Origin of the sequence: Kitasatospora sp. NPDC094028 (assembly GCF_049543595.1) — a bacterium.
Classification (GTDB): Bacteria; Actinomycetota; Actinomycetes; order Streptomycetales; family Streptomycetaceae; genus Kitasatospora.
Genome location: NZ_JBMVFA010000015.1, coordinates 91,799 through 118,292 on the forward strand (window position 1 = coordinate 91,799; position 26,494 = coordinate 118,292).

At 72.1% G+C, this 26,494-nt stretch carries 28 protein-coding genes and 1 tRNA gene; 19 read left to right on the forward strand and 10 right to left on the reverse strand.

What is annotated here, in order from left to right:
• Positions 1-194: 194 nt before the first annotated feature.
• Positions 195-1,511, reverse strand: a complete 1,317-nt coding sequence (locus ACPC54_RS22585) for a nicotinate phosphoribosyltransferase (protein WP_498967111.1) — start codon at positions 1,509-1,511, stop codon at positions 195-197.
• A 140-nt stretch (positions 1,512-1,651) separates the two neighbouring features.
• On the opposite strand from ACPC54_RS22585, the gene clpS reads away from it, so the two are divergent.
• The 7 genes from clpS to ACPC54_RS22620 all read left to right on the forward strand — a co-directional run bounded on the left by clpS (position 1,652) and on the right by ACPC54_RS22620 (position 6,482).
• Positions 1,652-1,945, forward strand: a complete 294-nt coding sequence (gene clpS / locus ACPC54_RS22590) for an ATP-dependent Clp protease adapter ClpS (RefSeq protein WP_280680041.1) — start codon at positions 1,652-1,654, stop codon at positions 1,943-1,945.
• A gap of 81 nt (positions 1,946-2,026) precedes the next feature.
• Positions 2,027-2,602 carry a DUF2017 domain-containing protein gene (locus ACPC54_RS22595; RefSeq protein WP_498967112.1) on the forward strand — a complete coding sequence of 192 codons (576 nt, stop codon included), beginning with the start codon at positions 2,027-2,029 and terminating at the stop codon, positions 2,600-2,602.
• 207 nt (positions 2,603-2,809) lie between these two features.
• Positions 2,810-4,285 carry an amino acid permease gene (locus tag ACPC54_RS22600; protein WP_498967113.1) on the forward strand — a complete coding sequence of 492 codons (1,476 nt, stop codon included), beginning with the start codon at positions 2,810-2,812 and terminating at the stop codon, positions 4,283-4,285.
• Positions 4,286-4,339: 54 nt separating this feature from the next.
• On the forward strand, positions 4,340-4,771 hold the full coding sequence (locus ACPC54_RS22605; protein ID WP_498967114.1) for a M67 family metallopeptidase: 432 nt from the start codon (positions 4,340-4,342) through the stop codon (positions 4,769-4,771).
• A gap of 139 nt (positions 4,772-4,910) precedes the next feature.
• Positions 4,911-5,030: a putative leader peptide gene (locus ACPC54_RS22610; RefSeq protein ID WP_380294229.1), complete on the forward strand. Its 120-nt coding sequence runs from the start codon at positions 4,911-4,913 to the stop codon at positions 5,028-5,030.
• 123 nt (positions 5,031-5,153) lie between these two features.
• Entirely contained in the window at positions 5,154-5,432 is a 279-nt protein-coding gene (locus ACPC54_RS22615) for a MoaD/ThiS family protein (protein ID WP_350514862.1), read from the forward strand.
• 81 nt (positions 5,433-5,513) lie between these two features.
• Complete coding sequence (locus ACPC54_RS22620; RefSeq protein WP_498967116.1) at positions 5,514-6,482, forward strand: PLP-dependent cysteine synthase family protein; 969 nt, start codon at positions 5,514-5,516, stop codon at positions 6,480-6,482.
• A 16-nt stretch (positions 6,483-6,498) separates the two neighbouring features.
• On the opposite strand, the gene ACPC54_RS22625 is transcribed toward ACPC54_RS22620, so the two are convergent.
• On the reverse strand, positions 6,499-6,963 hold the full coding sequence (locus tag ACPC54_RS22625) for a type II toxin-antitoxin system PemK/MazF family toxin (RefSeq protein ID WP_498967117.1): 465 nt from the start codon (positions 6,961-6,963) through the stop codon (positions 6,499-6,501).
• A 179-nt stretch (positions 6,964-7,142) separates the two neighbouring features.
• On the opposite strand from ACPC54_RS22625, the gene ACPC54_RS22630 reads away from it, so the two are divergent.
• The 3 genes from ACPC54_RS22630 (at position 7,143) to ACPC54_RS22640 (ending at position 9,802) form a co-directional block, all read left to right on the forward strand.
• Entirely contained in the window at positions 7,143-7,328 is a 186-nt protein-coding gene (locus tag ACPC54_RS22630; protein ID WP_498967119.1) for a MerR family transcriptional regulator, read from the forward strand.
• 220 nt (positions 7,329-7,548) lie between these two features.
• The gene (locus ACPC54_RS22635) at positions 7,549-8,295 is read left to right on the forward strand and encodes an MBL fold metallo-hydrolase (RefSeq protein WP_498967120.1); all 747 of its coding nucleotides are present in this window, start codon (positions 7,549-7,551) and stop codon (positions 8,293-8,295) included.
• Between the two features lie 205 nt (positions 8,296-8,500).
• Complete coding sequence (locus tag ACPC54_RS22640; protein WP_498967121.1) at positions 8,501-9,802, forward strand: hypothetical protein; 1,302 nt, start codon at positions 8,501-8,503, stop codon at positions 9,800-9,802.
• A 7-nt stretch (positions 9,803-9,809) separates the two neighbouring features.
• On the opposite strand, the gene ACPC54_RS22645 is transcribed toward ACPC54_RS22640, so the two are convergent.
• The 4 genes from ACPC54_RS22645 to ACPC54_RS22660 form a co-directional block, all read right to left on the reverse strand.
• Positions 9,810-11,141, reverse strand: coding sequence for an NtaA/DmoA family FMN-dependent monooxygenase (locus ACPC54_RS22645; protein ID WP_498967122.1), 1,332 nt, complete (start codon positions 11,139-11,141; stop codon positions 9,810-9,812).
• A complete protein-coding gene (locus ACPC54_RS22650) occupies positions 11,138-12,175 on the reverse strand; it encodes an LLM class flavin-dependent oxidoreductase (RefSeq protein WP_498967124.1) in 1,038 nt (345 codons plus the stop codon). Before ACPC54_RS22650 ends, ACPC54_RS22645 begins: the two co-directional genes overlap by 4 nt.
• A gap of 414 nt (positions 12,176-12,589) precedes the next feature.
• On the reverse strand, positions 12,590-13,885 hold the full coding sequence (locus ACPC54_RS22655) for a PTS transporter subunit EIIC (protein ID WP_498967126.1): 1,296 nt from the start codon (positions 13,883-13,885) through the stop codon (positions 12,590-12,592).
• Positions 13,886-14,415: 530 nt separating this feature from the next.
• Positions 14,416-15,705, reverse strand: a complete 1,290-nt coding sequence (locus ACPC54_RS22660) for a PTS transporter subunit EIIC (RefSeq protein ID WP_498967128.1) — start codon at positions 15,703-15,705, stop codon at positions 14,416-14,418.
• 243 nt (positions 15,706-15,948) lie between these two features.
• On the opposite strand from ACPC54_RS22660, the gene ACPC54_RS22665 reads away from it, so the two are divergent.
• The 4 genes from ACPC54_RS22665 (at position 15,949) to rdgB (ending at position 18,423) form a co-directional block, all read left to right on the forward strand.
• On the forward strand, positions 15,949-16,338 hold the full coding sequence (locus tag ACPC54_RS22665) for a PTS sugar transporter subunit IIB (protein ID WP_498967129.1): 390 nt from the start codon (positions 15,949-15,951) through the stop codon (positions 16,336-16,338).
• A 105-nt stretch (positions 16,339-16,443) separates the two neighbouring features.
• A complete protein-coding gene (rph, locus tag ACPC54_RS22670; RefSeq protein ID WP_498967130.1) occupies positions 16,444-17,169 on the forward strand; it encodes a ribonuclease PH in 726 nt (241 codons plus the stop codon).
• A gap of 208 nt (positions 17,170-17,377) precedes the next feature.
• Entirely contained in the window at positions 17,378-17,776 is a 399-nt protein-coding gene (locus ACPC54_RS22675) for a hypothetical protein (protein WP_498967131.1), read from the forward strand.
• 41 nt (positions 17,777-17,817) lie between these two features.
• A complete protein-coding gene (gene rdgB, locus ACPC54_RS22680; RefSeq protein WP_498967132.1) occupies positions 17,818-18,423 on the forward strand; it encodes an RdgB/HAM1 family non-canonical purine NTP pyrophosphatase in 606 nt (201 codons plus the stop codon).
• Between the two features lie 66 nt (positions 18,424-18,489).
• Here rdgB and ACPC54_RS22685 read toward each other — a convergent pair.
• Positions 18,490-18,564, reverse strand: a tRNA-Leu gene (locus tag ACPC54_RS22685).
• Between the two features lie 14 nt (positions 18,565-18,578).
• A complete protein-coding gene (locus ACPC54_RS22690) occupies positions 18,579-19,238 on the reverse strand; it encodes an HNH endonuclease (RefSeq protein ID WP_498967134.1) in 660 nt (219 codons plus the stop codon).
• A gap of 265 nt (positions 19,239-19,503) precedes the next feature.
• On the opposite strand from ACPC54_RS22690, the gene ACPC54_RS22695 reads away from it, so the two are divergent.
• Complete coding sequence (locus tag ACPC54_RS22695) at positions 19,504-21,945, forward strand: chitinase C-terminal domain-containing protein (RefSeq protein ID WP_498967135.1); 2,442 nt, start codon at positions 19,504-19,506, stop codon at positions 21,943-21,945.
• Between the two features lie 89 nt (positions 21,946-22,034).
• Here the strand turns inward: ACPC54_RS22695 and bcp are convergent, their stop codons facing one another.
• On the reverse strand, positions 22,035-22,508 hold the full coding sequence (gene bcp, locus ACPC54_RS22700) for a thioredoxin-dependent thiol peroxidase (RefSeq protein ID WP_498967136.1): 474 nt from the start codon (positions 22,506-22,508) through the stop codon (positions 22,035-22,037).
• Positions 22,509-22,665: 157 nt separating this feature from the next.
• On the opposite strand from bcp, the gene ACPC54_RS22705 reads away from it, so the two are divergent.
• Complete coding sequence (locus ACPC54_RS22705; RefSeq protein ID WP_498967138.1) at positions 22,666-23,007, forward strand: DUF3618 domain-containing protein; 342 nt, start codon at positions 22,666-22,668, stop codon at positions 23,005-23,007.
• Positions 23,008-23,226: 219 nt separating this feature from the next.
• Positions 23,227-23,529, forward strand: coding sequence for a GroES family chaperonin (locus tag ACPC54_RS22710; RefSeq protein WP_244179055.1), 303 nt, complete (start codon positions 23,227-23,229; stop codon positions 23,527-23,529).
• Between the two features lie 15 nt (positions 23,530-23,544).
• On the opposite strand, the gene ACPC54_RS22715 is transcribed toward ACPC54_RS22710, so the two are convergent.
• Complete coding sequence (locus ACPC54_RS22715; protein ID WP_498967139.1) at positions 23,545-24,264, reverse strand: SDR family oxidoreductase; 720 nt, start codon at positions 24,262-24,264, stop codon at positions 23,545-23,547.
• Between the two features lie 136 nt (positions 24,265-24,400).
• Between ACPC54_RS22715 and ACPC54_RS22720 the strand changes: the two genes are divergently transcribed.
• Both ACPC54_RS22720 and ACPC54_RS22725 read left to right on the forward strand, forming a co-directional pair.
• A complete protein-coding gene (locus ACPC54_RS22720; RefSeq protein ID WP_498967140.1) occupies positions 24,401-25,303 on the forward strand; it encodes a LysR family transcriptional regulator in 903 nt (300 codons plus the stop codon).
• Positions 25,300-26,478 carry a winged helix DNA-binding domain-containing protein gene (locus ACPC54_RS22725; RefSeq protein WP_498967142.1) on the forward strand — a complete coding sequence of 393 codons (1,179 nt, stop codon included), beginning with the start codon at positions 25,300-25,302 and terminating at the stop codon, positions 26,476-26,478. Before ACPC54_RS22720 ends, ACPC54_RS22725 begins: the two co-directional genes overlap by 4 nt.
• Positions 26,479-26,494: the final 16 nt, after the last annotated feature.

The window sequence follows — 26,494 nt, forward strand, 5'->3', positions numbered from 1 at the left end:
GTCCTCGGATGTGGGGGCGGTGTGCCCCGGCGGTGGGGGCCCTCGTGAGGGGACTCCAGGGGAACTCTACGGCTGACTCTAGGGAGTGGCGCGCGGGGGCGGAAGGCTTGGGACCGGGCTTCGACCGGCCCAGGGCCTTCCGCCGGCCCGCGCGGGGGATCTCCGGGCGGCGGTTCGCCTCCGGACGGTCGCGGTCAGACGATCAGCTCGGTGGGGATGACCGGGTCGCCCTTGGAGAGCTGAGTGGCCGACAGCGGCAGCGCGGCCCGGGCGCGGACGTGCCGCTCGCGGGCGGCGCTCAGCGGCTCCCGGCCGACCGTCTCGCCGGCCCGTACCAGCGGAACCTGCATCAGGTGCGGCTCCAGCCCGGCGGGCACCGGACCGGTGCCGACCACCTCGGCCTCGGCCACGCCCTCGGCGTCGGGCCGGCGGGCGGCCCACTTGCGGCCGCCGACGCTGGTCTTGCCGCCGGCCGCGCGCTTGGCCACCGGCACCAGCGGGCCGTCCTCGGTCTCGGCGCGGGCGACCAGCTTGTAGACCATCGCGCAGGTCGGGTGCCCGCTGCCGGTGACCAGGCTGGTGCCGACGCCGTAGCCGTCCACCGGTGCGGCGGCCAGGGCGGCGATCGCGTACTCGTCGAGGTCGGAGGTGACGATGATCCGGGTCTGCCCGGCGCCCAGCTCGTCCAGCTGCCGGCGGACCCGGTGGGCGAGCAGGGTGAGGTCGCCGGAGTCGATCCGGACGGCGCCCAGCTCGGGGCCGGCCACCTCGACGGCCGTCCGGACGGCCTCGCGCAGGTCGAAGGTGTCGACCAGCAGGGTGGTGCCCTTGCCCATGGAGGCGATCTGGGCCTGGAACGCGTCCCGCTCGCTGTCGTGCACCAGGGTGAAGGCGTGCGCGGCGGTGCCGGTGGTCGGGATGCCGTGGGTGTAGCCGGCCTGCAGGTCGGAGGTGGCGGCGAAGCCGGCGACGTAGGCGGCCCGGGCGGCGGCGACGGCGGCCTGCTCGTGGGCCCGGCGGGCGCCCATCTCGATCACCGGGCGGCTGCCGGCCGCGGCGGTCATCCGGGAGGCGGCGGCCGCGATGGCTGAGTCGTGGTTGAGGATCGAGAGGATGACCGTCTCCAGGATCACCGCCTCGGCGAAGGTGCCCTCGACGGTGAGCAGCGGCGAGCCGGGGAAGTAGACCTCGCCCTCGGGGTAGCCGTGGATGTCGCCGCTGAAGCGGTAGTCGGCGAGGTAGCGCAGGGTGTCCTCGTCGACCACGCCCTGGTCGGAGAGCCAGTCCAGCTGGGCGCTGTCGAAGCGGAAGTCCTCGACGGCGTCGAGCACCCGGCCGGTGCCGGCCATCACGCCGTAGCGGCGGCCGCTCGGCAGGCGGCGGGTGAACACCTCGAAGACGGAGCGGCGGTGCGCGGCCCCGCTGCGCAGGGCGGCCTGCAGCATGGTGAGCTCGTAGCGGTCGGTGAGCAGCGCGGTCGAACCGGCCGCGCGCACGGAAGTGGCGTCCATGCGGATGATGCTACTACCACTTAGCGTCAAAGTGACGATTTCTCGCGACGCGCGCCGGGGCGGAATCGCCCGGCCGTCCCCCGGATGGCAGCATGGGGCGTGTGGGGGAGCGGACGAGTGTGCAACGAGGAGGCCCGGCGGTGAGTGTCGCGCCCGTGGAGATCGAGCGCCCGGAGGTCGAAGGACTGCCGGTGACGGAGCCGGACACGCCGTGGGTGACCATCGTGCACAACGACCCGGTCAACCTGATGAGCTACGTCCAGTACGTCTTCCAGGCCTACTTCGGCTACCCGAAGGACAAGGCCCGGAAGCTGATGATGGACGTGCACACCAAGGGTCGGGCGGTGGTCTCCAGCGGCTCCCGCGAGGAGATGGAGCGCGACGTGCAGGCGATGCACGGCTACGGCCTCTGGGCGACGCTGCAGCACGACTGACCCGACCTGCGCACCCGCCGCGGCCGGCCCCGGCGCGCGGCCGCAGGACCGAAGACGACGAGAACGGGCTGACCGATACACATGGCCGCATTGTTCGAGAGCACCGGAGGCGGCGGCGCGGCGCTCGCGCTGGACGAGGTCGAGGCCGCCATCCTGCGCACCTTCGAGGTGCAGATGCTGGAGCTGATCGGCCCCGGCCCGGGCGGTGACGACAGCGGCGACCCGCTCGCCGCGCTGTTCGCCGAGGGGCCGACCGAGGCGCCCGCCGACCCGGCGCTGGCCCGGCTGTTCCCGGACGCCTACGTCGATCCGGAGAAGCCGGCGGACGCCGAGGCCGAGGAGGCCTCCGGCGAGTTCCGCCGCTACACCGAGCCGGACCTGCGGGCCCGCAAGCGGGACGACGCGCTGGCCGTCGTGCGCTCGCTGGACGGCCTCGGCGGGGGCGGCCTGCTCGAACTGGGTGCCCCCGACTGCCTGCGCTGGCTCGGCGCGCTGAACGACCTCCGGCTGGCGCTCGGCACCCGGCTGGAGGTCACCGAGGACGACGGGACGGGCCTCTACCAGCTGCCGGACAGTGACGACCGCAAGCCGCTGGTGATCGCCTACGTGTGGTTCGGGGCGCTCCAGGAGTCGCTGCTGGAGGCGATCGCGGGCTGATCGCCCGCCCGGCCCGAAGGATCCTGCCCGATTGCGGGCACGCCCCGGCCGGTTCGTCCACCATCTGGACGGCCGGCCGGGGCATTTCCGTCCAAATCGGGCGAACCCTATCAGGTCATGCTCAAATATCGCTCAGATGCGCACCGTTGTCCGAACCCTGCGTGGTACGACTTCTCCACCCCACGAGACCACCCAGGACGGTGCACCATGGCCGAGCAGTCGTACGACCAAGTGGTCGACACCACCCCGGACGAGGAGGGATACGAGCGGGGGCTGGGCAGTCGTCAGATCCAGATGATCGCGATCGGCGGCGCCATCGGCACCGGCCTCTTCCTCGGCGCCGGCACCGCGATCTCCAAGTCCGGCCCGAGCCTGATCCTCTCCTACGCCGTCGCCGGCCTGGTGATCTTCGTGATCATGCGGGCCCTCGGCGAACTCCTCACTTACCGCCCGGTCTCCGGCAGCTTCGCCGAGTACGCCCGCGAGTTCCTCGGCCCCTTCGCCGGCTACGTCACCGGCTGGACGTACTGGCTGTTCTGGGTCGTCACCGGCATGGCCGAGACCACCGCCGCCGCCGTCTACGTCAAGTTCTGGGCCCCGGACATCCCGCAGTGGCTCAGCGCGCTGACCTTCCTGGTCATCCTCTACGCGGCCAACCTGATCTCGGTGAAGCTGTTCGGCGAGATCGAGTTCTGGTTCTCCATGGTCAAGGTCACCGCCATCATCGGCATGATCCTGATCGGCATCGGCGTGCTCACCCTGGGCTTCAGCAAGGCCGGTGACACCGCGTCGATCAGCCACCTCTGGGAGAACGGCGGCTTCTTCCCCAAGGGCATCGGCGCCACCGTCATGACCCTGCAGATCGTCATGTTCGCCTACCTCGGCGTCGAACTCGTCGGCGTCACCGCCGGCGAGAGCGAGAACCCCGAGAAGACCCTGCCGCGCGCCATCAACACCCTGCCCTGGCGCATCGTCCTGTTCTACATCGGCGCCCTGACGGTCATCCTCGCGCTCGTCCCGTGGACCGAATTCAAGCCCGGCGTCAGCCCGTTCGTCGCCGCCTTCGGCAAGATCGGCATCCCGGCCGCAGCCGGCATCATCAACTTCGTGGTGCTCACCGCCGCGCTCTCCTCCTGCAACTCCGGCATGTACTCCACCGGCCGCATGCTGCGCGACCTCGCCCTGCGCGGCCAGGCCCCCGGGCAGCTCACCAAGCTCAACAGCCGCCGCACCCCGGCCTTCGCGATCACCGTCTCCTCCCTGCTGATGGGCGCCGGCGTGGTGCTCAACTACCTCGTCCCGGCACGGGCGTTCGAGTACATCACCTCCGTCGCCACGGTCTGCGGCCTGTGGACCTGGGCGATGATCCTGATCTCCCAGATCCGCTACCGGAAGGCCTGGAAGGGCGGCCACCTGCCCGCGCCCTCCTTCAAGGCCCCCGGCGGCGCCTGGGTCAGCTGGGTCGCGCTCGCCTTCCTGGCCATGGTCGTCGTCCTCATCGCACTCGACGCGGACAACCGGATCTCGCTCTACGTGTTCCCGGCCTGGGCCCTGGTGCTGGTCATCGGCTACCAGGTGCTCAAGAGCCGCAACCCGCAGGCCGTCCACGGCACCGCCCATGACCACCTGCACGCCCGCACCGGGGGCGCGGCCGCGCCCGGCGCAAACGTGGACGCCCGCTGATCACGCCTCGGACGCCCCGGCTCGGGCCCGCCGGGGCGTGCTTATCCTGACCCCATGCTGACCATCACCCGAGAACTCCGCGACCGGATCGTGGCCCACGCCCGCGCCGACCACCCGGACGAGGCCTGCGGCGTGGTCGCCGGACCGGCCGGCACCGGCCGGCCCGAGCGGTTCGTCCCGATGCTCAACGCCGCCCGCTCGCCCACCTTCTACGAGTTCGACTCGGGCGACCTGCTCAAGCTCTACCGCGAGATGGACGACCGCGACGAGGAGCCGGTGATCGTCTACCACTCGCACACCGCCACCGAGGCCTACCCCTCCCGCACCGACGTGAGCTACGCCTCCGAGCCGTTCGCCCACTACGTCCTGGTCTCCACCGCCGAGGGCGCCGGCGAGGACGACCCCTGCCAGTTCCGCTCGTTCCGCATCGTGGACGGCGAGATCACGGAGGAAGACGTCCAGGTCGTCGAGGCCTACCAGGCCTGACCAGCACCCACCTGGACGAGGCCCGCCGACCCCGCGCGAACGGTCGGCGGGCCCGTGCCGTCTCAGTACGGGAAACGGGAACATCCGCATCACGAGACGGGCATGCCCAAGCGGGCCCGGGAATCTATACGATGAGCCCATGCGTTCCGTCGATGTGAGCAACCAGGCCCCGGGCACCCGCCTCGTGGCGCGCCTGCACATCGACCTGTGCCGGCACGCCGGCGCGATCTGTCCCGGCACGCCCGCGCACTCGCGCTGAGCCACCCGCCCCGCACCCGGGCCCGCCGCCGGCGACGCCGAGCCCCCGGCACCGCCCGCCCCGCCGCGCCCACCACGGCCCGCCCTCACCCTGACGTCACGACCCGCACAGGAGCGCACACCCATGGCCATCGAGGTCCGCATCCCGACCATCCTCCGCACCTACACCGACGGCGCCAAGGCCGTCGAGGGCAACGGCAGCAACCTCGGCGAGCTCTTCACCGACCTCGACGCCCGCCACCCGGGCATCGCCGCCCGCCTGGTGGACGGCGGCGAACTGCGCCGCTTCGTCAACGTCTACCTGAACGACGAGGACGTGCGCTTCCTGGAGGGCATCTCCACCGCCCTCGCCGACGGCGACAGCGTCACCATCCTGCCCGCCGTGGCCGGCGGTGCCCGCTGACCTCCCGGGGCTCCCCCGACCGGCCCGACCGGACGGCGGAGCCCCGCTCCTCACCCCCGACGCCGTGGCCGGAGGCCCCCCTTGCGTTACGACAGTCCGCTCGAAGCGGTCGGCAACACCCCGCTGGTGCGCCTGCCCCGGCTGTCCGCCGCCGTCCCCGGCAACACCGACGGGCTGGTGAACCTCTGGGCCAAGCTGGAGGACCGCAACCCCACCGGCTCCATCAAGGACCGCCCGGCACTGCACATGATCGAACGCGCCGAGGCCACCGGCCGGCTCACCCCCGGCTGCACCATCCTGGAGCCCACCAGCGGCAACACCGGCATCTCGCTCGCCATGGCCGCCAAGCTCAAGGGCTACCGGATGGTCTGCGTGATGCCCGAGAACACCAGCGAGGAACGGCGCGAACTGCTCCGCATGTGGGGCGCCGAGATCATCCCCTCCCCGGCCGCCGGCGGCTCCAACACCGCCGTCCGCATCGCCAAGGAGATCGCCGCCGAGCACCCCGACTGGGTCATGCTCTACCAGTACGGCAACCCCGACAACGCCGGCGCCCACTACGCCGGCACCGGCCCCGAGATCCTCGCCGACCTGCCGACCGTCACCCACTTCGTGGCCGGCCTCGGCACCACCGGCACCCTCATGGGCGTCGGCCGCTACCTGCGCGAGAAGGCCCCCGGCGTGAAGATCGTCGCCGCCGAACCGCGCTACGACGACCTCGTGTACGGGCTGCGCAACCTCGACGAGGGGTTCGTCCCCGAGCTGTACGACGCCGAGGTGCTCACCACCCGCTTCTCGGTCGGCTCCGCCGACGCCGTCCGGCGCACCCGCGAACTCCTCCAGCAGGAGGGCATCTTCGCGGGCGTCTCCACCGGCGCCATCCTGCACGCCGCGATCGGCGTCGCCCGCAAGGCGGCCGCCGCCGGGGAACGCGCGGACATCGTCTTCGTGGTCGCGGACGGCGGCTGGAAGTACCTCTCCACCGGCATCTACACCGCCGAGAGCACCGAGGCCGCCGTCGAGGCGCTGCAGGGCCAGCTCTGGGCCTGACCGACCGGCCGACGCCCTAACGGTTCTGCAGCTCGCGCTGGGCACGGGCCCAGACCTGGCGCTCCAGCGTGCCCGCCCGGCGCCGGAAGTCCCGCAGCGGCACCTCGCGCAGCTCGTCGGTCTCCAGCCAGCTGGCCCGGCCCTGCCGGTCGCCCACCGCACCGGGCGGCAGCGCCAGCACCCCCGGGCGCTCGGCGTGGTGCTTGCTCGTGATCTTCGCGACGGTGGCCGTCCGCCCGTTCACCCGCAGCACCAGGCACGGGCGGTCCTTCGAGCCCGGGCCGTCCTCGAACGGCACCTCGGCCCACCAGATCTCCTGCGGCCGCGGCCCCGCCTTCGTGCCGCCGACCGGGCGCGGCCCGGTCGGCGCGGCCGGTCCGGGCGGCGCCCCGGCCGACCGGCCGCGCCGCAGCAACACCGCCAGGACCACGGCCACCAGGGCCGCGGCCGCCACCACCAGGGCCACCGTGCTCGCGTTCATGCCGCCGAACCTACCGGGGCGGCGGCCCGCGCCACCACCACGACGGCCGCCTCGCCATTTGTCCGGGTGCTGCTCCCGGTTCGTCACGGATCCGCCACGGCGCCCGTTCCGCGCCGAACACCCCGCCATGTCCGGAAAGGCTGCCTCACGACCGCCCGCCGCCCCCCGGAGGTGCCCCCGTGACAGCCGACCTGTGGTCGTACGCGGAGATCGCCCGCCACATCAACGTCCAGCCGGAGACCGTCCGCAACTACCGGCGGCACGGCCTGCTGCCCGACCCCGACGTCGTCGACCACAACGGCCACCCCCGCTGGTACCCGGAGACCGTCCGCGCCTGGGCCCGCAACCGCCCCCGGCACCGCTGACCCGCCGCCCGCGCCCGCCCCCACCCTTCTGGTGATTCCAGCCACAGCCCGGCACGGGGACGGGGGCAAAGTGCCCCGCCGCCCTTACCCTCGACACACCAACGCAGTGCTACCGGCCGGTTCACCGTCCGGCCTGCGGTTTTCCATGCTGCTCCCACGCCGATTCGACCGCACGGGAAGCAGTCCAGCAGCCAGGACGTGTCGGGGCGGAGGGGCTCGGATGAAACTGACCGTGGTGGGGTGCTCGGGGAGCTTCCCGTCCGCCGACTCGGCCTGCTCCAGCTACCTGGTCGAGGCGGACGGCTACCGCGTCGTCCTCGACCTCGGCAACGGCGCCCTCGGCGCGCTGCAGCAGCACACCGGCCTGTACGACGTCGACGCCGTGCTGCTCAGCCACCTGCACGCCGACCACTGCGTCGACCTGTGCGCCTACTGGGTCGCCCGCAACTACCGCGCCGAGGGCTGCCCCGAACTGCTGCCCGTCTACGGCCCGACCGGCACCGCCGAGCGCCTCGCCCGCGCCTACGACATGCCGGAGAACCCGGGGATGAAGGAGGTCTTCGAGTTCCGCACCCTCACCCCCGGCACCTTCGACCTCGGCCCGTTCCGGATCGCCGTCGCCCAGGTGAACCACCCCGTCGACGCCTTCGCCTTCCGGATCGAGCACGGCGGGCGCTCGCTGGTCTACTCCGGCGACACCGGGGAGAGCGCGGAACTCGTCGAACTCGCCCGCGACACCGACCTGTTCCTGTGCGAGGCCGCCTACCTCGACGGCCGCGACACCTACCAGGCCGTCCACCTCAACGGCCGGGAGGCCGGCGAGCACGCCACCGCCGCCGGCGCCCGCCGGCTCGTCCTCACCCACATCCCGCCGTGGACGGACGCCGAGCACAACCTCCGGGACGCCGCGGCCGCCTACTCCGGACCGGTCGAACTGGCGCGGCCCGGCGCGGTGTACGAGGTCTGAAGCCGACCAGGTCGGAACGGGTCTCGGAAGTTCCCGGGAAAAGTTCGGAACCCACCTGCAACCCCCGGGCCCCTCACACGTCTTCAAGGGTGAGCGGCGGGAAACCCGCCCGCACCGGCCGGCCACTCGGGCGCGGCCGCCACAGCACCTCGTCGACCAGGCTTGCTTCGTGCTGCCCGGATGCGGAAATCCAGGGGGGATTCCCATGCGTCAGACCAACCGTGCCCTGCGCCAGACCCGCCGCCTCGTGCCGGCCGTCGCCCTCACCGCCGCGCTGCTCGCCGGCGGCGCCGTGACCGCCGTCCCGGCCTTCGCGGACGCCGGGCCGCTCAGCCTCACCGTCCACGCCCCGAACGAGATCGGCGACGCGGGCGGGCCCGTCGAGTTCACCGACGCCATCGGGAACTCCGGGGCCCAGGACCTCGCCGTCACACTGGACCTCTCCATCGACAGCGCCCTCGGCACGCCGCCGCACGCCCTGAGCCTGGACTACGTCAACGACCAGGGCGTCTGGGAGAGCGTGCCGCTGACGGCCCGCATGGAGGCGGACCGGACCGTGACCAGTGGCACCACCGGCACGATCACGGTCCCGGCGGGCGGGAAGGAACTGCGCCTGCGCATCGGCGCCCCCATGGGCGAGCCGCACAACGGGGCCAGCAACGGCGGCATCGGCCCCGAGATCAGCCTCCGGAGCACCGTCCACGGCCAGAGCGGCCTCACCGACACGCACCGGATCGTCATCGGCTCGATCTCCAACACGATCGTCGGGGCGCCGGGAACGGCGGTGGCCGGCGGTGCCCCGATCGAGGTCGAGGTGGCGCTCCTGAACCCGACTCCCTCCGCCTACACCAACCTCGGCAACGTGCTGTTCACCGACCGGCACGCCAAGGTCGAGGCCCGCGGCGCGAACGGCCGCTGGGTCTCCCTGCAGCCGGTCGTCACCACCATCCCGGACGACCCGGCCGGCTTCTACCTGAACGGCCCCGGCATCTCCGCCGAGCCGGGCAGCACGAACACCACGTCCCTCCGGATCAGCTACCCCGCCGACATGCCGCTCGGTCGGACCGAGCTGAACCCCTGCGTCTTCGTCAACGAGGGCGTCGACCTGCCGTTCAGCGGCACCACCAACTGCTCGCAGGGCAGGTCCGTGGAGGTCATCGCCCCCTCGGCGCCGACCACCACCCCCACCACTCCCACCACTCCCGTCACCCCGACCACCCCGGCCGACCAGGGCGCTCCGGCCGCGCAGAAGGCGGGCAGCGGTGCCCCCGCTCCCGCCCGTCCGGCCGCCGACGTCACCCCGGTGCCCGCCGCGCACGCGGACGACAAGCCCGTGATCGCGGCGGACGGCGGTGTGACCCCGTTCGCGGTGAAGCCGGCGGACGGCGAGCTCGCCGCCACCGGCACCGACCTCCACTGGGAGGGCACGGCGGGGGTCGTCGCCCTGCTGCTCGGCGTCGGCGGCGCGGCGCTCGCCGTGGTCCGCCGGCGTCGCGCGATGCGCTGACGATCCGTCAACCAGCCGTGCCGTGAGCGCCGGTGGCCGCCCCGACCGGTGGCTGCCGGTGCTCCGGCGCGGGCAGGCCGAGGTGGTCGCGCAGGGTCGGGCCGGTGTACTCGGTGCGGAACACCCCGCGCTCCTGGAGCAGCGGCACCACCCGGTCGACGAAGTCGTCCAGGCCGCCCGGGGTGAGGTGCGGGACGAGGATGAAGCCGTCCGCCGCGTCGTTCTGCACGAACTCGTCGATCTGCCCGGCGACGGTGGCGGGGGAGCCGATGAAGGACTGCCGGCCGGTCAGCTCGATCACCAACTCCCGGCTGCTGAGCCCCTTCTCGGCGGCGACCTCGCGCCAGCGGGCGGCGGTGGCGAGCGGGTCGCCGTGCCGGACCCGGCCCTGCACCAGCGTGCTCGCCGGGACGGGGTCGACGGCCGGCAGCGGCCCGTCCGGGTCGTGGTCGGAGAGGTCGATGCCCCAGACCTGCTCCAGGAAGTCGATCGCGGTCTGCGGCCCGACCTGGGCCCGGCGGACCTCGGCGGCGAGTTCGACCGCCTCGGCGTCGGTGTCGGCGAGGACGAAGGTCGCCCCGGGCATGATCTTCAGCGCGTCCGGCTCGCGCCCGTACGCGGCGAGGCGGCGCTTGACGTCCGCGTGGAAGGCCTGGCCGGCGGCCAGGGTGGAGTGCCGGGTGAAGATGACGTCGGCGTGCGCGGCGGCGAACTCCCGGCCCTCGTCGGAGTCCCCGGCCTGGATGACCACCGGGTGGCCCTGGGGCGGGCGGGCCAGCGAGAGCCGGCCCTCGACCTCGAACTGCGGGCCGGCGTGCCGCACGCCGTCCTCCCCGGCGTCCCAGAACTCCCGTGCGAGGCCGAGGAATTCGGCGGCCCTGGTGTAGCGGTCGGCGTGGTCGAGGTAGCCGCCGCGGCGGAAGTTCTCGCCGGTGAAGGCGTCCGAGGTGGTGACCACGTTCCAGGCCGCGCGGCCGCCGGAGAGGTGGTCCAGGGTGGCGAAGCGGCGGGCCAGTTCGTACGGCTCGTTGAAGGTGGCGCTCACGGTGGCCGCGAGCCCGATCCGGTCGGTGACGGCGGCCAGCGCGTTCAGCACGGTGATCGACTCGGGGCGGCCGACCACGTCCAGGTCGTGGATGCGGCCCTTGGTCTCGCGCAGCCGCAGGCCCTCGGCGAGGAAGAAGAAGTCGAACTTGCCGCGTTCGGCGGTCCGCGCGAGGTGGCGGAAGGAGTCGAAGGCGATGTGGCTGCCGGAGGCCGGGTCGCTCCACACCGTGGTGTTGTTGACGCCGGGGAAGTGCGCGGCGAGGTGGATCTGCTTGAGCGGACGGTCCGTCATCGGGTCACCTCGGCGAGGGGGCGGGAGTCGGCGGCGGGCGCGGCGGCGTAGCGGCTGGCCGGGCGGACCAGGCCCAGGTGCTCGCGCAGGGTGCGGCCGGGGTAGTCGGCGCGCAGCAGTCCGGCGGCGCGCAGGGCGGGGGCGGTCCGTTCGGCGAGGGCGGCGAGGTCGCGTTCGGGCTCGGCGGGGACGAGGTGGAAGCCGTCCACGCCGGTGCCGGCGGCGGTCAGTTCGGCGAGCAGGCGCTCCTCGGCGGCCCGGTCGGGCAGGGCGGCGTCGAGCCGGGCGAGGATGCGCAGGTGCTCGCCGGAGCGCAGCCGCAGCTCGGTGGCGGCGGTGAGCCGGGTGGCCGGGTCGGGGGCGTCGAGCAGGACGACGTCGGCGTGGCGGATCGCGGTGGCGACCCGGGCGCGGCCGGCGGCGGTGGCGTCGGGGGCGAGGTCGGCGGCGGCCACCGGTACGGCGACCACTGGGCGGCCCTGCGGCGGGCGGGGGGTGATGGACGGGCCGCGGACCGAGAAGTACCGGCCCTCGAAGTCGACGTAGTGCAGCTTGGCGCGGTCGACGAACCGGCCGGTGGTGGTGTCGCGGATCTCGGCGTCGTCCTCCCAGCTGTCCCAGAGCCGGGCGGCGACCTCGGCGGCGTCGGCGGCCTCGGCCCACAGCTCGTCGGCGGGCGCGACCGGGCGGCGGCCGAAGGCCCGGGCCTCGGCCTCGGTCGTGGAGACGCCGACCAGCCAGCCGGCCCGGCCCTCGCTCACCCAGTCCAGGGTGTTCAGCGAGATCGAGGTGTGGAACGGCTCGGTGTGGGTGGTGGTGACGGTCGGCACCAGCCCGATCCGCTCGGTCAGCGGGGCGATCCGGGCCAGGGTGGCGAGCGCGTCGGGGCGCTGCGGTGCGGCGGCGAAGGAGTCGTCGAGGGTGACGAAGTCCAGGGTGGCCCGCTCGGCGAGCCGGGCGAGCGCGGCGTAGTGCCCGGCGTCGAGGCGGCCGGGGCTGTCGAGGGCGGCGGAGAGGTGCAACGGACGGGTCATGGCGTGCCTGGCTTTCCTCGTGCGGAGGCGCGCGGACGGCCGCGGCCCCGTCCGGGAACGGGGGTGCGGCGGCGCGCGGGTGCGCGGTGACGGCCCGGGGCGGGCGGGGAGCCCGCGGCGGGCGGAGGGGAGGACGGCCGGCGCCGGGCGGGGACTCAGCCGGGCGGCGGCGGAAGGGGTCGGCTCAGCCGCGACACGCCGCGGACCACACGCGACCGAAGTCGATGTGGCTGCGGGTCACCAGCGGGCACGAGGGGTACACGCGCTCAGTTGACCAGGGCCCGCGCCGGTTCGTCAACCGGCGTCCACGGCGGCGGACCCGTCCGGACCCGGCCCCGGGAAACGCCGCAGGCCCCGCCCGGCCGCCGGGGGAGCGGCGGTGGGCGGGGCCTGCGGGGCGGGCGGGAGGGGGCGTCAGGCCTTGACGGCGTCCGGGGCCTTGTCCTCGGCCTCGACCTCGTCGTCGTCCTCGCGACCGGGGGTCTTGAGGTTGAACTTGGCGATCGCGAAGCGGAACACGGCGTAGTAGATCGCGGCGAAGACCAGGCCGATCGGAATGATCATCCACGGGTCGGTGGCCTTGTTCCAGGCCAGCGCGTAGTCGATCAGGCCGCCGGAGAAGGTGAAGCCGTCGTGCACGCCGAGCGCCCAGGTGAGGGCCATCGAGACGGCGGTCAGCACCGCGTGGAGGACGTACAGCAGCGGGGCGATGAAGACGAAGGAGAACTCGATCGGCTCGGTGACACCGGTGACGAAGGAGGTCAGCGCCAGCGACACCATCATGCCGGTGACGGCCTTGCGGCGGTGCGGCTTGGCAGCGTGGGCGATGGCCAGCGCGGCGGCGGGCAGCGCGAACATCATGATCGGGTAGAAGCCCGACATGAACTGTCCGGCGGTCGGGTCGCCGGCGAAGAAGCGGGTCAGGTCGCCGTGCACGACGGTGCCGTCGGGCTTGGTGAAGTCACCGGTCTGGAACCAGGCGAAGGAGTTCACGAACTGGTGCATGCCGACCGGCAGCAGACCGCGGTTGACCAGGCCGAAGGCACCCGCGCCGAACGCGCCGGCGCCGATCAGGGTGTCGTTCAGGCTCTTGATGCCGTCGCCGATCGGGCCCCAGGCCAGACCGAAGAAGACGCCGACGGCGGTGCCGACGAAGGCCATGATGATCGGGACCAGGCGGCGGCCGTTGAAGAAGCCGAGCCAGTCGACCAGCTTGGTGCGGTGGTACTTCTGCCAGAGCACCGCGGCCAGCAGGCCGATCACGATGCCGCCGAGCACGCCCGGGTTCTGGTAGGTCGCGGGCTCGTCCTTGCCCGGGAGGATCTTGTACTCGGTGATCGGGAACGCGGTCAGCACGTTCTTGTACACCAGGTAGCCGACCAGCGCGGCGAGGGCGGTGGAGCCGTCCGCCTTCTTCGCGAAGCCGATCGCGATGCCCACCGCGAAGAGCAGCGGCAGGGCGTCGAAGACCCCGCCGCCGGCGGTGGCGAAGACCGAGGCCACCTTGTCCCAGCCGAGGCCGTCCTTGCCGAACACGTCGTCCTGGCCCAGGCGCAGCAGCAGGCCGGCTGCGGGGAGCACGGCGATGGGCAGCTGGAGGCTGCGGCCGATCTTCTGCAGGCCCTGGAGGAGGCTCTGGCCGAACTTCTTGGCGGGGCTTGGCGTGGCCGGAGCCGTGGCGGGCGCCGGTGCCTGCGCAGACTGACTCATGGGGGTGGGTTCCTAACGGCATGGCGGGTCGGTCGGGGGGACGGGCACGGGAGCCGAACCGCGAACTGGTCTACACCACGTGTGGTGTAGACCAGTTTTGTAGCACGGGTGGAGAAGGTGCGGAACCCTCGAAAGCGCGGTCCCGGGGAAGCGCTATGAAATCGAAACCTACGCGCGGAACGACGATCTTGATTACCCTACGGGATTGGGATTTTGGCTATTTGCGCAACAAAAGGGCCGGGCCCCGCCCGGGAGCCGCCCCGACCCCCTCCCCGGGTCGGAGCAGTGCCGGAGCCGGGCGGGGAGGGTCGCCACGGGCGGGTCGGACGGCCCCGGGGGAGTGGCGGGAATAACGATCGGAACTTTTTCCCCCACGGACTTCTCCGGATCGCGCCGCGCCCGGTTGTGACCGAATTATCTTTCCGCCGAATGGCGCTCGGGGTATTCGGTCCCATTCGAAAAGGCCGAAAGCCCCCGGACCGGCGGGTCCAGGGGCCTTGCGGGGGCTGCCCGGGCGGGCTCGGAGGCGCTCAGGCCTTGGTGACGTCCTCGACCTCGCTCTCGTCCTCGCGCCCAGGCGTTTTCAGGTCGAATTTGACGATGATGAACCGGAAGAGCGTGTAGTACACCGCCGCGAAGCAGAGCCCGATGATGATGATCAGCCAAGGCTTCGTCGCCAGGCTCCAGTTGATCACGTAGTCGATCAGGCCGGCCGAGAAACTGAAGCCGTCGTGGACCCCCAGCCCCCACGTCACCGCCATCGAAGCGCCGGTCAGCAGCGCGTGCACGCCGTACAGCGCCGGGGCGATGTACGCGAAGGAGTACTCGATCGGCTCGGTGACGCCCGTGACGAAGGACGTCAGACCGACCGACAGCATCAGGCCGTAGATCTCCTTGCGCCGGTGCGGCTTGGCCGCGTGCGCGATCGCCAGCGCCGCCGCCGGCAGCGCGAACATCATGATCGGGAAGAAGCCGGACTGGAACTGGCCGGCGGTCGGGTCGTGCGCCAGGAAACGCGGAATGTCGCCGTGCACGATCGTGCCGTCCGCCTTGGTGAACTCGCCGAACTGGAACCAGACGAAGGTGTTCAGCAGCTGGTGCATGCCGATCAGCAGCAGCGCGCGGTTGAACACGCCGAAGATGCCCGCGCCGCCCGCGCCCAGATCGGCGAGGTTCTGCGAGAAGTCGTTCAGGCCGCGGCCGATCGGCGGCCACGCCCACGCCGCGAGGACGGCGGTCAGCATGCCGACCAGGGCGGTGATCATCGGCACCAGGCGGCGGCCGTTGAAGAAGCCCAGCCAGTCGACCAGCTTGGTGCGGTGGAAGCGCACCCACAGCCAGGCCGACATCAGGCCGATCAGGATGCCGCCCAACACCCCCGGGTTCTGGAACGTCGCGTTGGCCGACTTCGCCGAGGAGTAGTCCACGCACTGGTCGCTGACCAGCACCGTCGGCGGCTTGCAGTGCTCGGGGAAGGCGTGCAGGACCTTGTAGTAGACGAGGAAGCCGACCACGGCGGCCAGCGCCGTCGAGCCGTCCGCCTTCTTGGCCATGCCGATCGCCACCCCGATGCAGAACAGCATCGGCAGGCCGAGCGTGGAGTCGAGCAGCGCGCCGCCGGCCGCGGCGAAGACCTTGGCCACGTTGTCCCAGCCGAGCCCGTCCTTGCCGAAGACGTCCGGCTGGCCGAGCCGGTTCAGGATGCCGGCCGCCGGCAGCACCGCCACCGGCAACTGGAGCGAGCGGCCCATCTTCTGGAGCCCGCCGTAGACCGTGTGCCACCACGTGGTCTGCGGGGCCGTGGCGCCTGCCGAACTCATCCTTCGCCCTCCGGGGACAGCTGCCGGCCGCGGGCCCCGCGGGACCCCGGGCGGAGCTCGGGAACACCCGGGGGCCTTCCTGCGTTCACCGGAGTACACATATATTGGTGTAGACCACTCTGGGACGCAGGCCGAACTCCGGGAGGCGAGCCCCGCTCCGCCATCCTCGGGCGGCAGCCGGAGGCATGCCCGCCGGAATGCGCCGAAAGTGGACTAACGTGGCAGACCGGACCAGCGCGGGCGATGCTGGTCGCGCTGCCCGGCAGCACGACCACCGCTGAACCCGCGTCAGCACCGGCCCACCCCTCGCCGCCCATCCGGCCGAGGACACACCCAGCACAGCGCAGGACGGCCACCGGCAGAGCCGCCGGCCGGCCGGAAACAGAGGGAGAGAACCACATGGCCAGCAAGGCTGAGAAGATCGTCGCCGGTCTGGGCGGCATCGACAACATCGAAGAGGTCGAGGGCTGCATCACCCGCCTGCGCACCGAGGTCAAGGACGCCAGCCTGGTCGACGAGGCCGCCCTCAAGGCCGCCGGCGCCCACGGCGTCGTCAAGATGGGCACCGCGATCCAGGTCGTCATCGGCACCGACGCCGACCCGATCGCCGCCGACATCGAAGACATGATGTGAGCTGAGCCACCGGGCTCACCCCACCCGGCCCGCCGACCCGCACCCGGGAACGGCGGGCCGAGGCACATCCGGCAGCAACAGCCGGAGCGGCTACGCTCAGTGGCTATGTCACGCAACGACGGCCGCACCCCCGACCAGCTCCGCCCCATCACCATCGAACGGGGCTGGAGCAAGCACGCCGAAGGCTCCGTCCTCATCTCCTACGGCGACACCAAGGTGCTGTGCACCGCCAGCGTCACCGAAGGCGTCCCCCGCTGGCGCAAAGGCAGCGGCGAAGGCTGGGTCACCGCCGAGTACTCCATGCTCCCGCGCGCCACCAACACCCGCGGCGACCGCGAATCCGTCAAGGGCCGCATCGGCGGACGCACCCACGAGATCAGCCGCCTCATCGGCCGCTCCCTGCGCGCCGTCGTCGACCACCGCGCCCTCGCCGAGAACACCATCGTCCTCGACTGCGACGTCCTCCAGGCCGACGGCGGCACCCGCACCGCCGCCATCACCGGCGCCTACGTCGCCCTCGTCGACGCCGTCTCCTGGGCCCGCGAGCGCAAGCTCCTGCGCGCCAAGGGCCAGCCCATCACCGGCGGCGTCAGCGCCGTCAGCGTCGGCATCATCGACGGCACCCCCATGCTCGACCTCCCGTACGAGGAGGACGTCCGCGCCGAGACCGACATGAACATCGTCTGCACCTCGGACGGCCGCTTCGTCGAGGTCCAGGGCACCGCCGAGGGCGCCCCCTTCGACCGCGCCCTCCTCGACCAACTCCTCGACCTCGGCACCCTCGGCTGCGCCGAACTCGACCAGATCCAGCGCAAGGCCCTCGAAAGCTGAACCGCCGATCCGCCGAGCCCTGCCGTTCACGGCGCTGAACCGGCGCGCGCCGCCCGGCCGTCGACCGGAACGGACACCCGCACGCCCCGCCGCTGTACACGCCGGGCCCCGGAGCCGTACGGTTCCCGCAGCGACTCCCGCTGCGGGAACCGCGCACCACCGGGCGCGCGTCCCACCCACGGAACCCGCGCCCGCTCAGGAGGACCGGATGGACCGGATGCCGTCGAGCATCGCCCGCCCCGCCGCACTGGCCGTGGCCGGCCTGATTCTGATCCTCCCGCTCAGCATCGTGAGCTGCTCCGCCGCGCAGAAGGCCCTCGACTGCGGCAACACCGCCGTCAAGATCACCGGCGACCTCGCCGACGTCACCAAGGCCTACGACAACGCGAGCAACGACTCCGCGGCCGCCGGCAAGGCGCTCCAGAAGCTCAAGACCGACCTCGACCAGGTCGGCAAGAACTCCAAGAACACCGACGTCGCCAAGGCCGTCGCCGACCTGCGCAAGCAGACCGACAAGGCGCAGCAGGCCGCGGACAAGGGCGAGACCCCCGACCTCAAGCCCCTCGGCGACGCCGCGGGCAACCTCACCTCCGCCTGCGGCAGCTGACGGCCCGACGCACCCCGGCGGGGCTCGGTAGGGTGGGCGATATGTCCACCCGCCTCATCCTCGCCACCCGCAACCAGCACAAGGTCGCCGAACTCCGGGCCATCCTCACCGGTGCCGGACTCGACGTCGAACTCGTCGGCGCCGACGCCTACCCCGAGATCCCCGACGTCCCCGAGACCGGCGTCACCTTCGCCGAGAACGCCCTCCTCAAGGCCCACGCCCTCGCCCGCGCCACCGGCCTGCCCGCCGTCGCCGACGACTCCGGCCTCTGCGTGGACGTGTTGAACGGCGCGCCCGGCATCTTCTCGGCCCGCTGGGCCGGCAAGCACGGCGACGACCGCGCCAACCTGGAGCTGCTGCTCGCCCAGCTCTCCGACATCGCCGAACCGCACCGCGGCGCCCACTTCTTCTGCGCCGCCGCCCTGGCGCTGCCGGACGGCACCGAACGCGTCGTCGAGGGCCGCCTCCTCGGCACCCTGCGCACCGCCCCGGCGGGCGCCGGCGGCTTCGGCTACGACCCGATCCTCCAGCCCCTCGGCGAGACGCGTACGTGCGCCGAGCTGACCGCCGACGAGAAGAACGCCATCAGCCACCGGGGCCAGGCCTTCAGGGCCCTGGCCCCGGTGGTCAAGGAGCTCCTGGGCTGACGCCCGGCAGGAACGAGGATGGCCCGCTTCCCTTCGAATCGAAGGGAAGCGGGCCATTTCACTCGGTACGCCCGGTGGGACTCGAACCCACGACCCTGCGGACCTAAACCGCAGCCCTCTCGCCAGCTGGGGTACGGGCGCATATCAGAACCAGCCTACCGGGTATCACGTGCGGGTGTGGTCCGGTTCTTGTTTCGTCCGCAGTAGGTATCGGTGACGGCGTGGCAGTTTGGGCAGAGCAGCCGGAGGTTCTCCGGTCGGTTGTCCGACCAGTCGCCGTTGACGTGGTCGACCTCCAGGGTCATCGGGCGCCCTTGCCACTCCGGCCCGACGCCGCAATCCTGGCACTCCTCTGGGCGGCCGAGTTCCGCCAGGGCGCGGCGAATGCGCGAGCCGGGCAGGCGCTTGGCCTCTGCTGGACGCTGAACGAGAACCTCTCCGGGCGGTAGCCGCCGGGCCGAGGGTTTGCCGCGGTTGTGGGCCTGCCCGGTGAAGTGGGATGTGTCTATCCCGAGGGCTTTGATCCGCCGCCCGACATGGGCCTGGGTGCCGCCTGCCTGAGGTTTATTGAGGTAGCGGAGCACGCCGGCCACACTCTGTGAGGCGGCAACGGCTTCTTCCAGGAGTTCCTTCGTGTAGATGGTGCCAGGCGTCGGGAAGTGTGAGGCGTCGATGCCGTACGCCCTGATCCTCTGTCGCAGGTACGAGCGGTTGTACTGATTCGGTTCGCGGTGGAGTGCGATCAGCATCTCGTCCAGCGAAGTTGCGGCTGCGGCGAGTGTGGCCAGCAGTTCGCGGGTGTACTTGACCGTCATGGCCATCCCCCATCGGGCAGTTGTGCGCCCGTCCCCCGGTGTGTGAACGATCCGTGCGGCGATCGGTTACGGGTGGCCGGGTTTCGGACACGGGGTGACTGGTTGTCGTCGGTGGGGTGACCCGGGGGTTTGGGGAAGTGATGGCCAATTGGTACAGACCTATTGACCGCTGTGGTTCAGACCACATAGCTTCGGCGCCAATTGCAATCCCCCACGCGCGTGCTGCCCCACAGGCATGCGCAGACACTCTCTCCTGGAGGACCGAGTGTTGATCAGAAGTACTGCGCAGCGGCGTCCCACCGTCGTTGGGCGTAGGGCCGGTGCGGCGTCGTTGGCGGCGGCCGCGTTGGCCGGGCTGGTGTTGGCGACGCTGGGTGCGGCGCCGTCGCAGGCGTCGGCGGCCGTCGACAACGCGGCGTGTCGGCCGGACGGGCTGTACCAGACTCCCGGCGTGGACGTCCCGTACTGCTCGGTCTACGACACCGGCGGGCGCGAGAAGATGGGCGCGGACCACCAGCGCCGCATCATCGGCTACTTCACCGGCTGGCGCACCGGCAAGAAGGGCGACCAGCCGTATCTGGTCAGCGACGTCCCCTGGGACAAGGTGACCCACCTCAACTACGCCTTCGGGCACGTCGGCGGTGACAACAAGCTGTCGGTGGGTACGGACGGTCCGACGAACGAGGCCACCGGGATCGACTTCCCGGGCGTGCCTGCGGCCCAGCTGGACCCGACGCTGCCGTACAAGGGTCACTTCAACCTGCTGACGAAGTTCAAGAAGCAGTACCCGAACGTCAAGACCTTGATCTCGGTGGGCGGTTGGACCGAGACCGGCGGCTACTTCGGGGACGACGGCAAGCGCGTCGACTCCGGCGGCTTCTACTCGATGACCGTGAACCCGGACGGCAGTGTCAACCAGGCGGGCATCGACACCTTCGCCGCCTCGTCCGTCGACTTCATCCGCAAGTACGGCTTCAACGGCGTCGACATCGACTACGAGTACCCGACGTCGATGAAGGACGCCGGCAACCCGCTGGACTGGCAGCTGGCCAACGCCAAGCGCGGTTCGCTGGCCAAGGGTTACGCGGCGCTGATGAAGACGCTGCGGGAGAACCTGGACCGGGCGGGCGCAGCGGACGGCAGGCACTACCTGCTGTCGGTGGCGGCTCCGTCGTCCGGGTACCTGCTGCGTGGCATGGAGACCTTCCAGGTGGCGCAGTACCTGGACTACGTCAACATCATGTCGTACGACCTGCACGGCGCCTGGAACAAGTACGTCGGCCCGAACGCCTCGCTGTTCGACGACGGCAGGGACGGCGAGCTGGCGGCCGCCAATGTGTACGGCACCGGGCAGTACGGCGGCATCGGCTATCTGAACGCGGACTGGTCGTACCACTACTTCCGCGGTGCGATGCCGGGTGGCCGGATCAACGTCGGGCTGCCGTACTACACGCGCGGTTTCAGGAACGTGCAGGGTGGCGCCAACGGTCTCTGGGGCACCGCCTCGGCGACCGCCTGCCCGGTCGGCTCGGGTCTGACGGCCTGTGGTGACGGTGCGGTCGGTATCGACAACATCTGGAACGACAAGGACGACGCGGGCAAGGAGTCCCCGGCCGGGTCGAACCCGATGTGGCACGCGAAGAACCTGGAGAAGGGCATCCTGCCCGACTACCTGGGCAAGTACGGCGTGACGGACACCGCGTTGCAGGGCACGTACGTCCGCAATTTCAGCGACACCCTGGTGGCGCCGTGGCTGTGGAACGACGCCAAGAAGGTGTTCCTGTCCACCGAGGACGAGCAGTCGGTGGGTGCGAAGGCGGACTACATCGTCAACCAGGGTGCCGGTGGCGCGATGGTCTGGGAGTTGGCGGGCGACTACAGGTGGGACGCTGCCGCCAACGGCGGCAAGGGCGAGTACGTGCCCGGCAACACGCTGACCTCGCTGATGTACGACAAGTTCAAGGCGGCGAGCCCGTACGGCGCGGTTCGTTCGACGGTGCCGCTGCCGGCGCAGACCTTGCCGGTCGACGTGTCGTTCACCAACTTCGCGCTGGGTGACTCGAACTATCCGATCAACCCGAAGCTGCACATCGTCAACAATTCGACGCTGACCCTGCCGGGCGGCACCGAGTTCCAGTTCGACTACGGCAACTCGGCGCCGGGCAATGCGAAGGACCAGTCGGGCTTCGGTCTGCAGGTGGTCCGGCAGGACAATCCGGGCCCGGGCAACGCGGGCGGTCTGAAGGGGACGTACAACCGGGTGTCGGTCAAGCTGCCGGGCTGGCAGTCGCTGGCGCCGGGCGCGTCGATCGACATGGATTTCGTCTACTACCTGCCGGTGTCGACGCCGTCGAACTGGACGGTGAACGTGGGCGGCACGCTGTACGGGATCAAGGGTGACCTGACCCGGGGTGCGGTGGACGGTGGCTCGCCGACTCCGACCACTCCGCCGACGACGCCTCCCACGACGCCTCCCACGACGCCGCCGACGCCTCCCACGACCCCGCCGACCACGCCGCCCACCACGCCTCCCACGACGCCGGCCGGCTGTGCGGGTGCGCCGGGCTGGGACGCGGGCACGACCTACGCGACGCCCACCAAGGTGTCCTGGAAGGGCCACTACTACCAGAACAAGTGGTGGACCAAGGGTGACGACCCCACGGCCAGTGGCGCGTGGGGAGTCTGGAGCGACCTCGGGGCCTGCTGATCCGACAGCGGTCCACGAGGTGAGGAACGGCGGTGGCGGCGCACCCGGTCGGGGGGTGTGCCGCCACCGCTCCGTTCTGTCCGGCTCCGTCAGGCCTCGACCTTGAGGTCGCGCAGCAGCTTGGCGACGTGGCCGGTGGCCTTCACGTTGTAGAGCGCGTGCTCGACCTTGCCCTGCTCGTCGACGATCACGGTGGAGCGGATCACGCCGGTGACGGTCTTGCCGTACAGCTTCTTCTCGCCGAAGGCGCCGTACGCCTCCAGCACCTTCTTCTCCGGGTCGGAGACCAGGGTGACCTTGAGGTCCTCGGCGTCGCGGAACTTGCCGAGCTTCTCCGGCTTGTCGGGGGAGACGCCGATGACGTCGTAGCCGGCGGCGGCCAGGACGTCCAGGTTGTCGGTGAAGTCGCAGGCCTGCTTGGTGCAGCCGGGGGTGAGCGCGGCCGGGTAGAAGTAGACGATGACCTTGCGGCCCAGGTGGTCGGCGAGCGACACCTGGTTGCCGTCGGCGTCGGGCAGGCTGAAGGCGGGTGCGGTGTCGCCGGGCTGGAGACGCTCACTCACGGTCGTACTCTCCTGGGGGCTGGGACGGGCGGTCGTACCACGGCAAACTTACCTCCGTTGGTGGGTGGGGCCGCGCGGCGCCGTCCGCGAGCTGAGAGACTGGGTCGGTCGTGCTGGACGACCAGGACGACCACGGCGAGTGAATGGGGTGGCCCGAGTGGGCGAGGCGAGCACGCAGGACAAGTCGGCGCGGACGACCGCCCAGATCGAGGCGGACATCGAGCGGACCCGCACCCAGCTGGCGTCGACCCTGGACGAGCTGGCCATGCGCGTGCACCCGAGCACGATCAGCGCCCAGGTGAAGGCCAAGGCGTCGGCCGTGGTCGAGGAGAAGACCGCCAAGGCGTACGTGGCCGCGAGCGGCCTGCTGGAGCAGGTGCGGGCGAACTTCGTGGACGAGAAGGGGCAGCCCCGCAAGGAGCGGATCCTTCCGGTCGCGGTGGTCGGCGTCGGCATCGTGCTGCTGCTGGCCTCCCGCCGCAGGCGTCGCGAGGGCTGAGCGGGCAGTCGTCGGAGGCCGGGCGCGCGCTGCGCCCGGCCTTCCGCGTGTCCGGCGTGCCCGCGGTCGCCGGGGTCGACTGCCGGGCTGGCGTCACGCTCCGCGCCCGGGGGCGGTACCTTCGGGACCGTGAGTACGAACGACGAACCGACCCGCTCCTCCGACCACGACCACGAGCCCGCCCGGCACGACCGGCTGGGCGAGAAGCTGCCGATCCGGATGCTGCACGACCGCGTGCTGGTGCGCACCGAGGGCAGCGAGGGCGAGCGCCGCTCCACCGGCGGCATCCTGATCCCGGCGACGGCGGAGCTGTCCAAGCGCTGTACCTGGGCCGAGGCGGTCGCGGTGGGGCAGAGCGTGCGCTCGGTGGAGCCGGGCGACCGCGTGCTGTACGACCCGGAGGACAAGCTGGAGGTCGAGGTCCGCGGCGCCACCTACGTGCTGCTGCGCGAGCGCGACCTGCACGCGGTGGCGGCGGGCCGCTTCGGCGACACCGAGGGCTCGACCGGCCTGTACCTGTAGGCGGGGCCGGGCGGGCTAGGCGAGCAGTCCGCCGCCGTCGACGGTGACCACGGTGCCGGTGGCGAAGCGCTGTTCCATCAGGTACGCGTAGGCCTCGGCGGTGTCCTCGGGGGCGCCGATCCGCCCGAGCGGGAGGGCGGCGGCGGTCTGCGCGTACAGCTGTTCGCGGTCGGCCTCGGGCAGGCCGGACCAGAGCGGGGTGCGGATCATCCCGGCGCGGACGGCGTTGACCCGGATCGGGGCGAGTTCCACGGCGAGTGCCCGGACCAGGGCTTCGATCGCGCCGCAGATGCTCGCGGGGACGCTCCAGCCGGGGACGGGGCGCAGGCCGGCGGTGCCCGAGGTGAGGGTGATCGAGCCGCCGGGGCGCAGCCGTGGGGTGGCGGCGCGGACGGCGTCGAGGGCGCCGAAGTAGCGCAGGGTGAAGAGGTCGCGGGCGGCGTCGAGGTCCATGGCGTCGACGGTGAGCAGGGCGAGCGGGTCGCCGGCGGTGTAGACGAGGTGGTCGAGCGGGCCGAGGCGGTCGAACAGGGCGGTGACCTGGTGGCTGTCGGTGAGGTCGGCGGTCTCGGCGGTGGTGCCGGCGGGCAGGGTGGCGAGGGCGTGTCGGGCGCTGTCGGGCCGGCTGGAGACGACGGTGACGCGGGCGCCGCGTTCGGCGGCGAGGGTGGCGGTGGCGAGGCCGATGCCGGAGGTCCCGCCGAGGACGGCGACGTGCTGCTGGTCGAGGGGCATGGTGGTGCCTTTCCTTGTGGGGTCGGGGACTTGTGGTGATCCTCCGCCGGGTGGGGTGTCGGTGTCCAAGACCTGTTCGGCCGGCTGTCATACCCTCGGGGTATCAGCGGGGAGTCGGCTGGGTCGGGGGTGGCGGGTGGACGTCGATCTGCGGAAGCTGCGGTATTTCGTGGCGGTGGCGCGGGAGTTGCACTTCGGTCGGGCGGCGGCGGGGCTGCACATCGCGCAGCCGGTGTTGTCGCGGCAGATCCGGGCGTTGGAGGCGGAGTTCGGGGCGCGGTTGTTCCGGCGTGACCGGCGGTCGACCGAACTGACGGACGCGGGGCGGCAGTTGCTGGAGGATGCGCCGCCGTTGCTGGCGGCGGCGGAGGCTCTGCGCCGGCGGGTGGGGCGGTCGGGTGAGGGGGTGGCCCGGTTCGTGGTGGGGTTCATGCCGGGGCTGACGGTGACGGCGGCGGTGCGGGCGATGCGCGGGCGCCGTCCGGGGCTGGCGGTGGACGTGCTGCGGACGTCGTGGGCCGATCAGGCGCGGGTGGTGCTGGACGGCCGGGTGGACGTCTCGTTCGTGCGGCTGCCGGTGGACGGGCAGGGGCTGGTGGTGCGTCCGCTGTTCGCGGAGCGGCGGGTGGCGGTGCTGCCGGCGGGGCATCGGTTGGCGGGTGAAGTGTCGGTGTCGATGGCCGAGTTGGGCGGGGAGCTGCTGTTGCAGGATCCGGATTTCGTGCCGGAGTGGCGGGATCTTCCGCGGGTGGCGGGGGCGCCGGAGCGGTCGCGGCCGCGGGCGGACACGGTGGAGGAGAAGCTGGAGTACGTGGCGGCGGGGGAGGGGATGGTGGTGCTGCCGTGGTCGATGGCGGCGTTCTACACCCGTTCGGACGTGGTGCACGTGCCGGTGTCGGACGTCGCGCCGCACCGGGTGTGTCTGGCCTGGGCGGCGGGGCGGACGTCTCCGCTGCTCGTCGAGTTCGTGGAGCTGGCGGCGTGGGAGTACGCGGATCGGGGGGAAGTGTCGGAGGCGGGCGCTAGGGTCCGGGCATGAACGGTGCTGTGCCGGTGATCGGTGAGGTCGAGCGTCGGGCCCGGGTGGGGCGGCGGCTGCTGCTGGAGCCCGGGGTGCGGGCGGCGCGGGTGGAGGCCGTGGCGGACGCGGTGGTCGGGCTGCACGCGACGGACGCGGCCACGGTGTACCTGTCGGCGTGCGCGCGCCTGGCGGAGCCTTCGGCGGCGGAGGTGGAGCGGGCGCTGTACGAGGACGTCTCGTTGGTGAAGCTGCTGTCGATGCGGCGGACGCTCTTCGCGGTGACGGAGGGCTTCGCGCCGTACGTGAGTTCGGGGGCGGCGCGGGCGATCGCGGTGAAGGAGCGGGCGACGCTGCTGAAGCACCTGCGGGAGCACGCGGTGGGCTGGGACGAGGCCCGGCTGGCGGCGACGGAGCGTGAGGTGCTGGCGGCGCTGGCGGCGCGCGGCGAGGCGACGACGAAGGAACTCGGCGAGGACGTCCCGCAGTTGCGCGAGACGATGCTGATGTCGGCGGGCAAGGCGTACGAGGCGAAGCAGAGCGTGGGCAGTCGGCTGCTGCGGCTGCTGGCCTCGGACGGGCATGTGCGCCGGTGCCGTCCGCGCGGCTCGTGGGTGAGCAGCGTCTATCCGTGGGCGCCGGTGCCGCAGTGGCCGGACGTGCCGGTGCGGGAGGCGAAGGCGGAGGTGGTGCGGCGCTGGCTGGCGTCGTACGGGCCGGGGACGGTCGAGGACGTGAAGTGGTGGACGGGCTGGACGTTGGGGGACGTCCGGCGGGCGCTGGCGGACGTCGGCGCGCAGGACGTGGTGCTGGCGGACGGCGCGGCGGCGCTGGTGCTGCCGGGGGACGTCGGGGCGACGGGGCAGGAGCCGGAGCCGTGGGCGGCGCTGCTGCCGGCGCTGGATCCGGCGGTGATGGGCTGGCGGGGCCGGGACTGGTACCTGCGGCCGGAGGACGTGCCGGCGCTGTTCGACCGGGCGGGGAACGCCGGGCCGACGGTGTGGTGGTGCGGTGAGGTGGCGGGCGGCTGGGCGCAGCGGGCGGACGGCGAGGTGGTGTGGCGGTTGTTCCGGGACGTGGGGGCGGATGGGCGGGCGGCGGTCGCGGCGGAGGTGGCGCGGTTGGTTGGCTGGCTGGGGGAGGTGCGGGTGACGCCGCGTTTCCGTACCGCGCTGGAGCGGGAGTTGGTCCGGTAGCCGGTCCGGTGGCTGG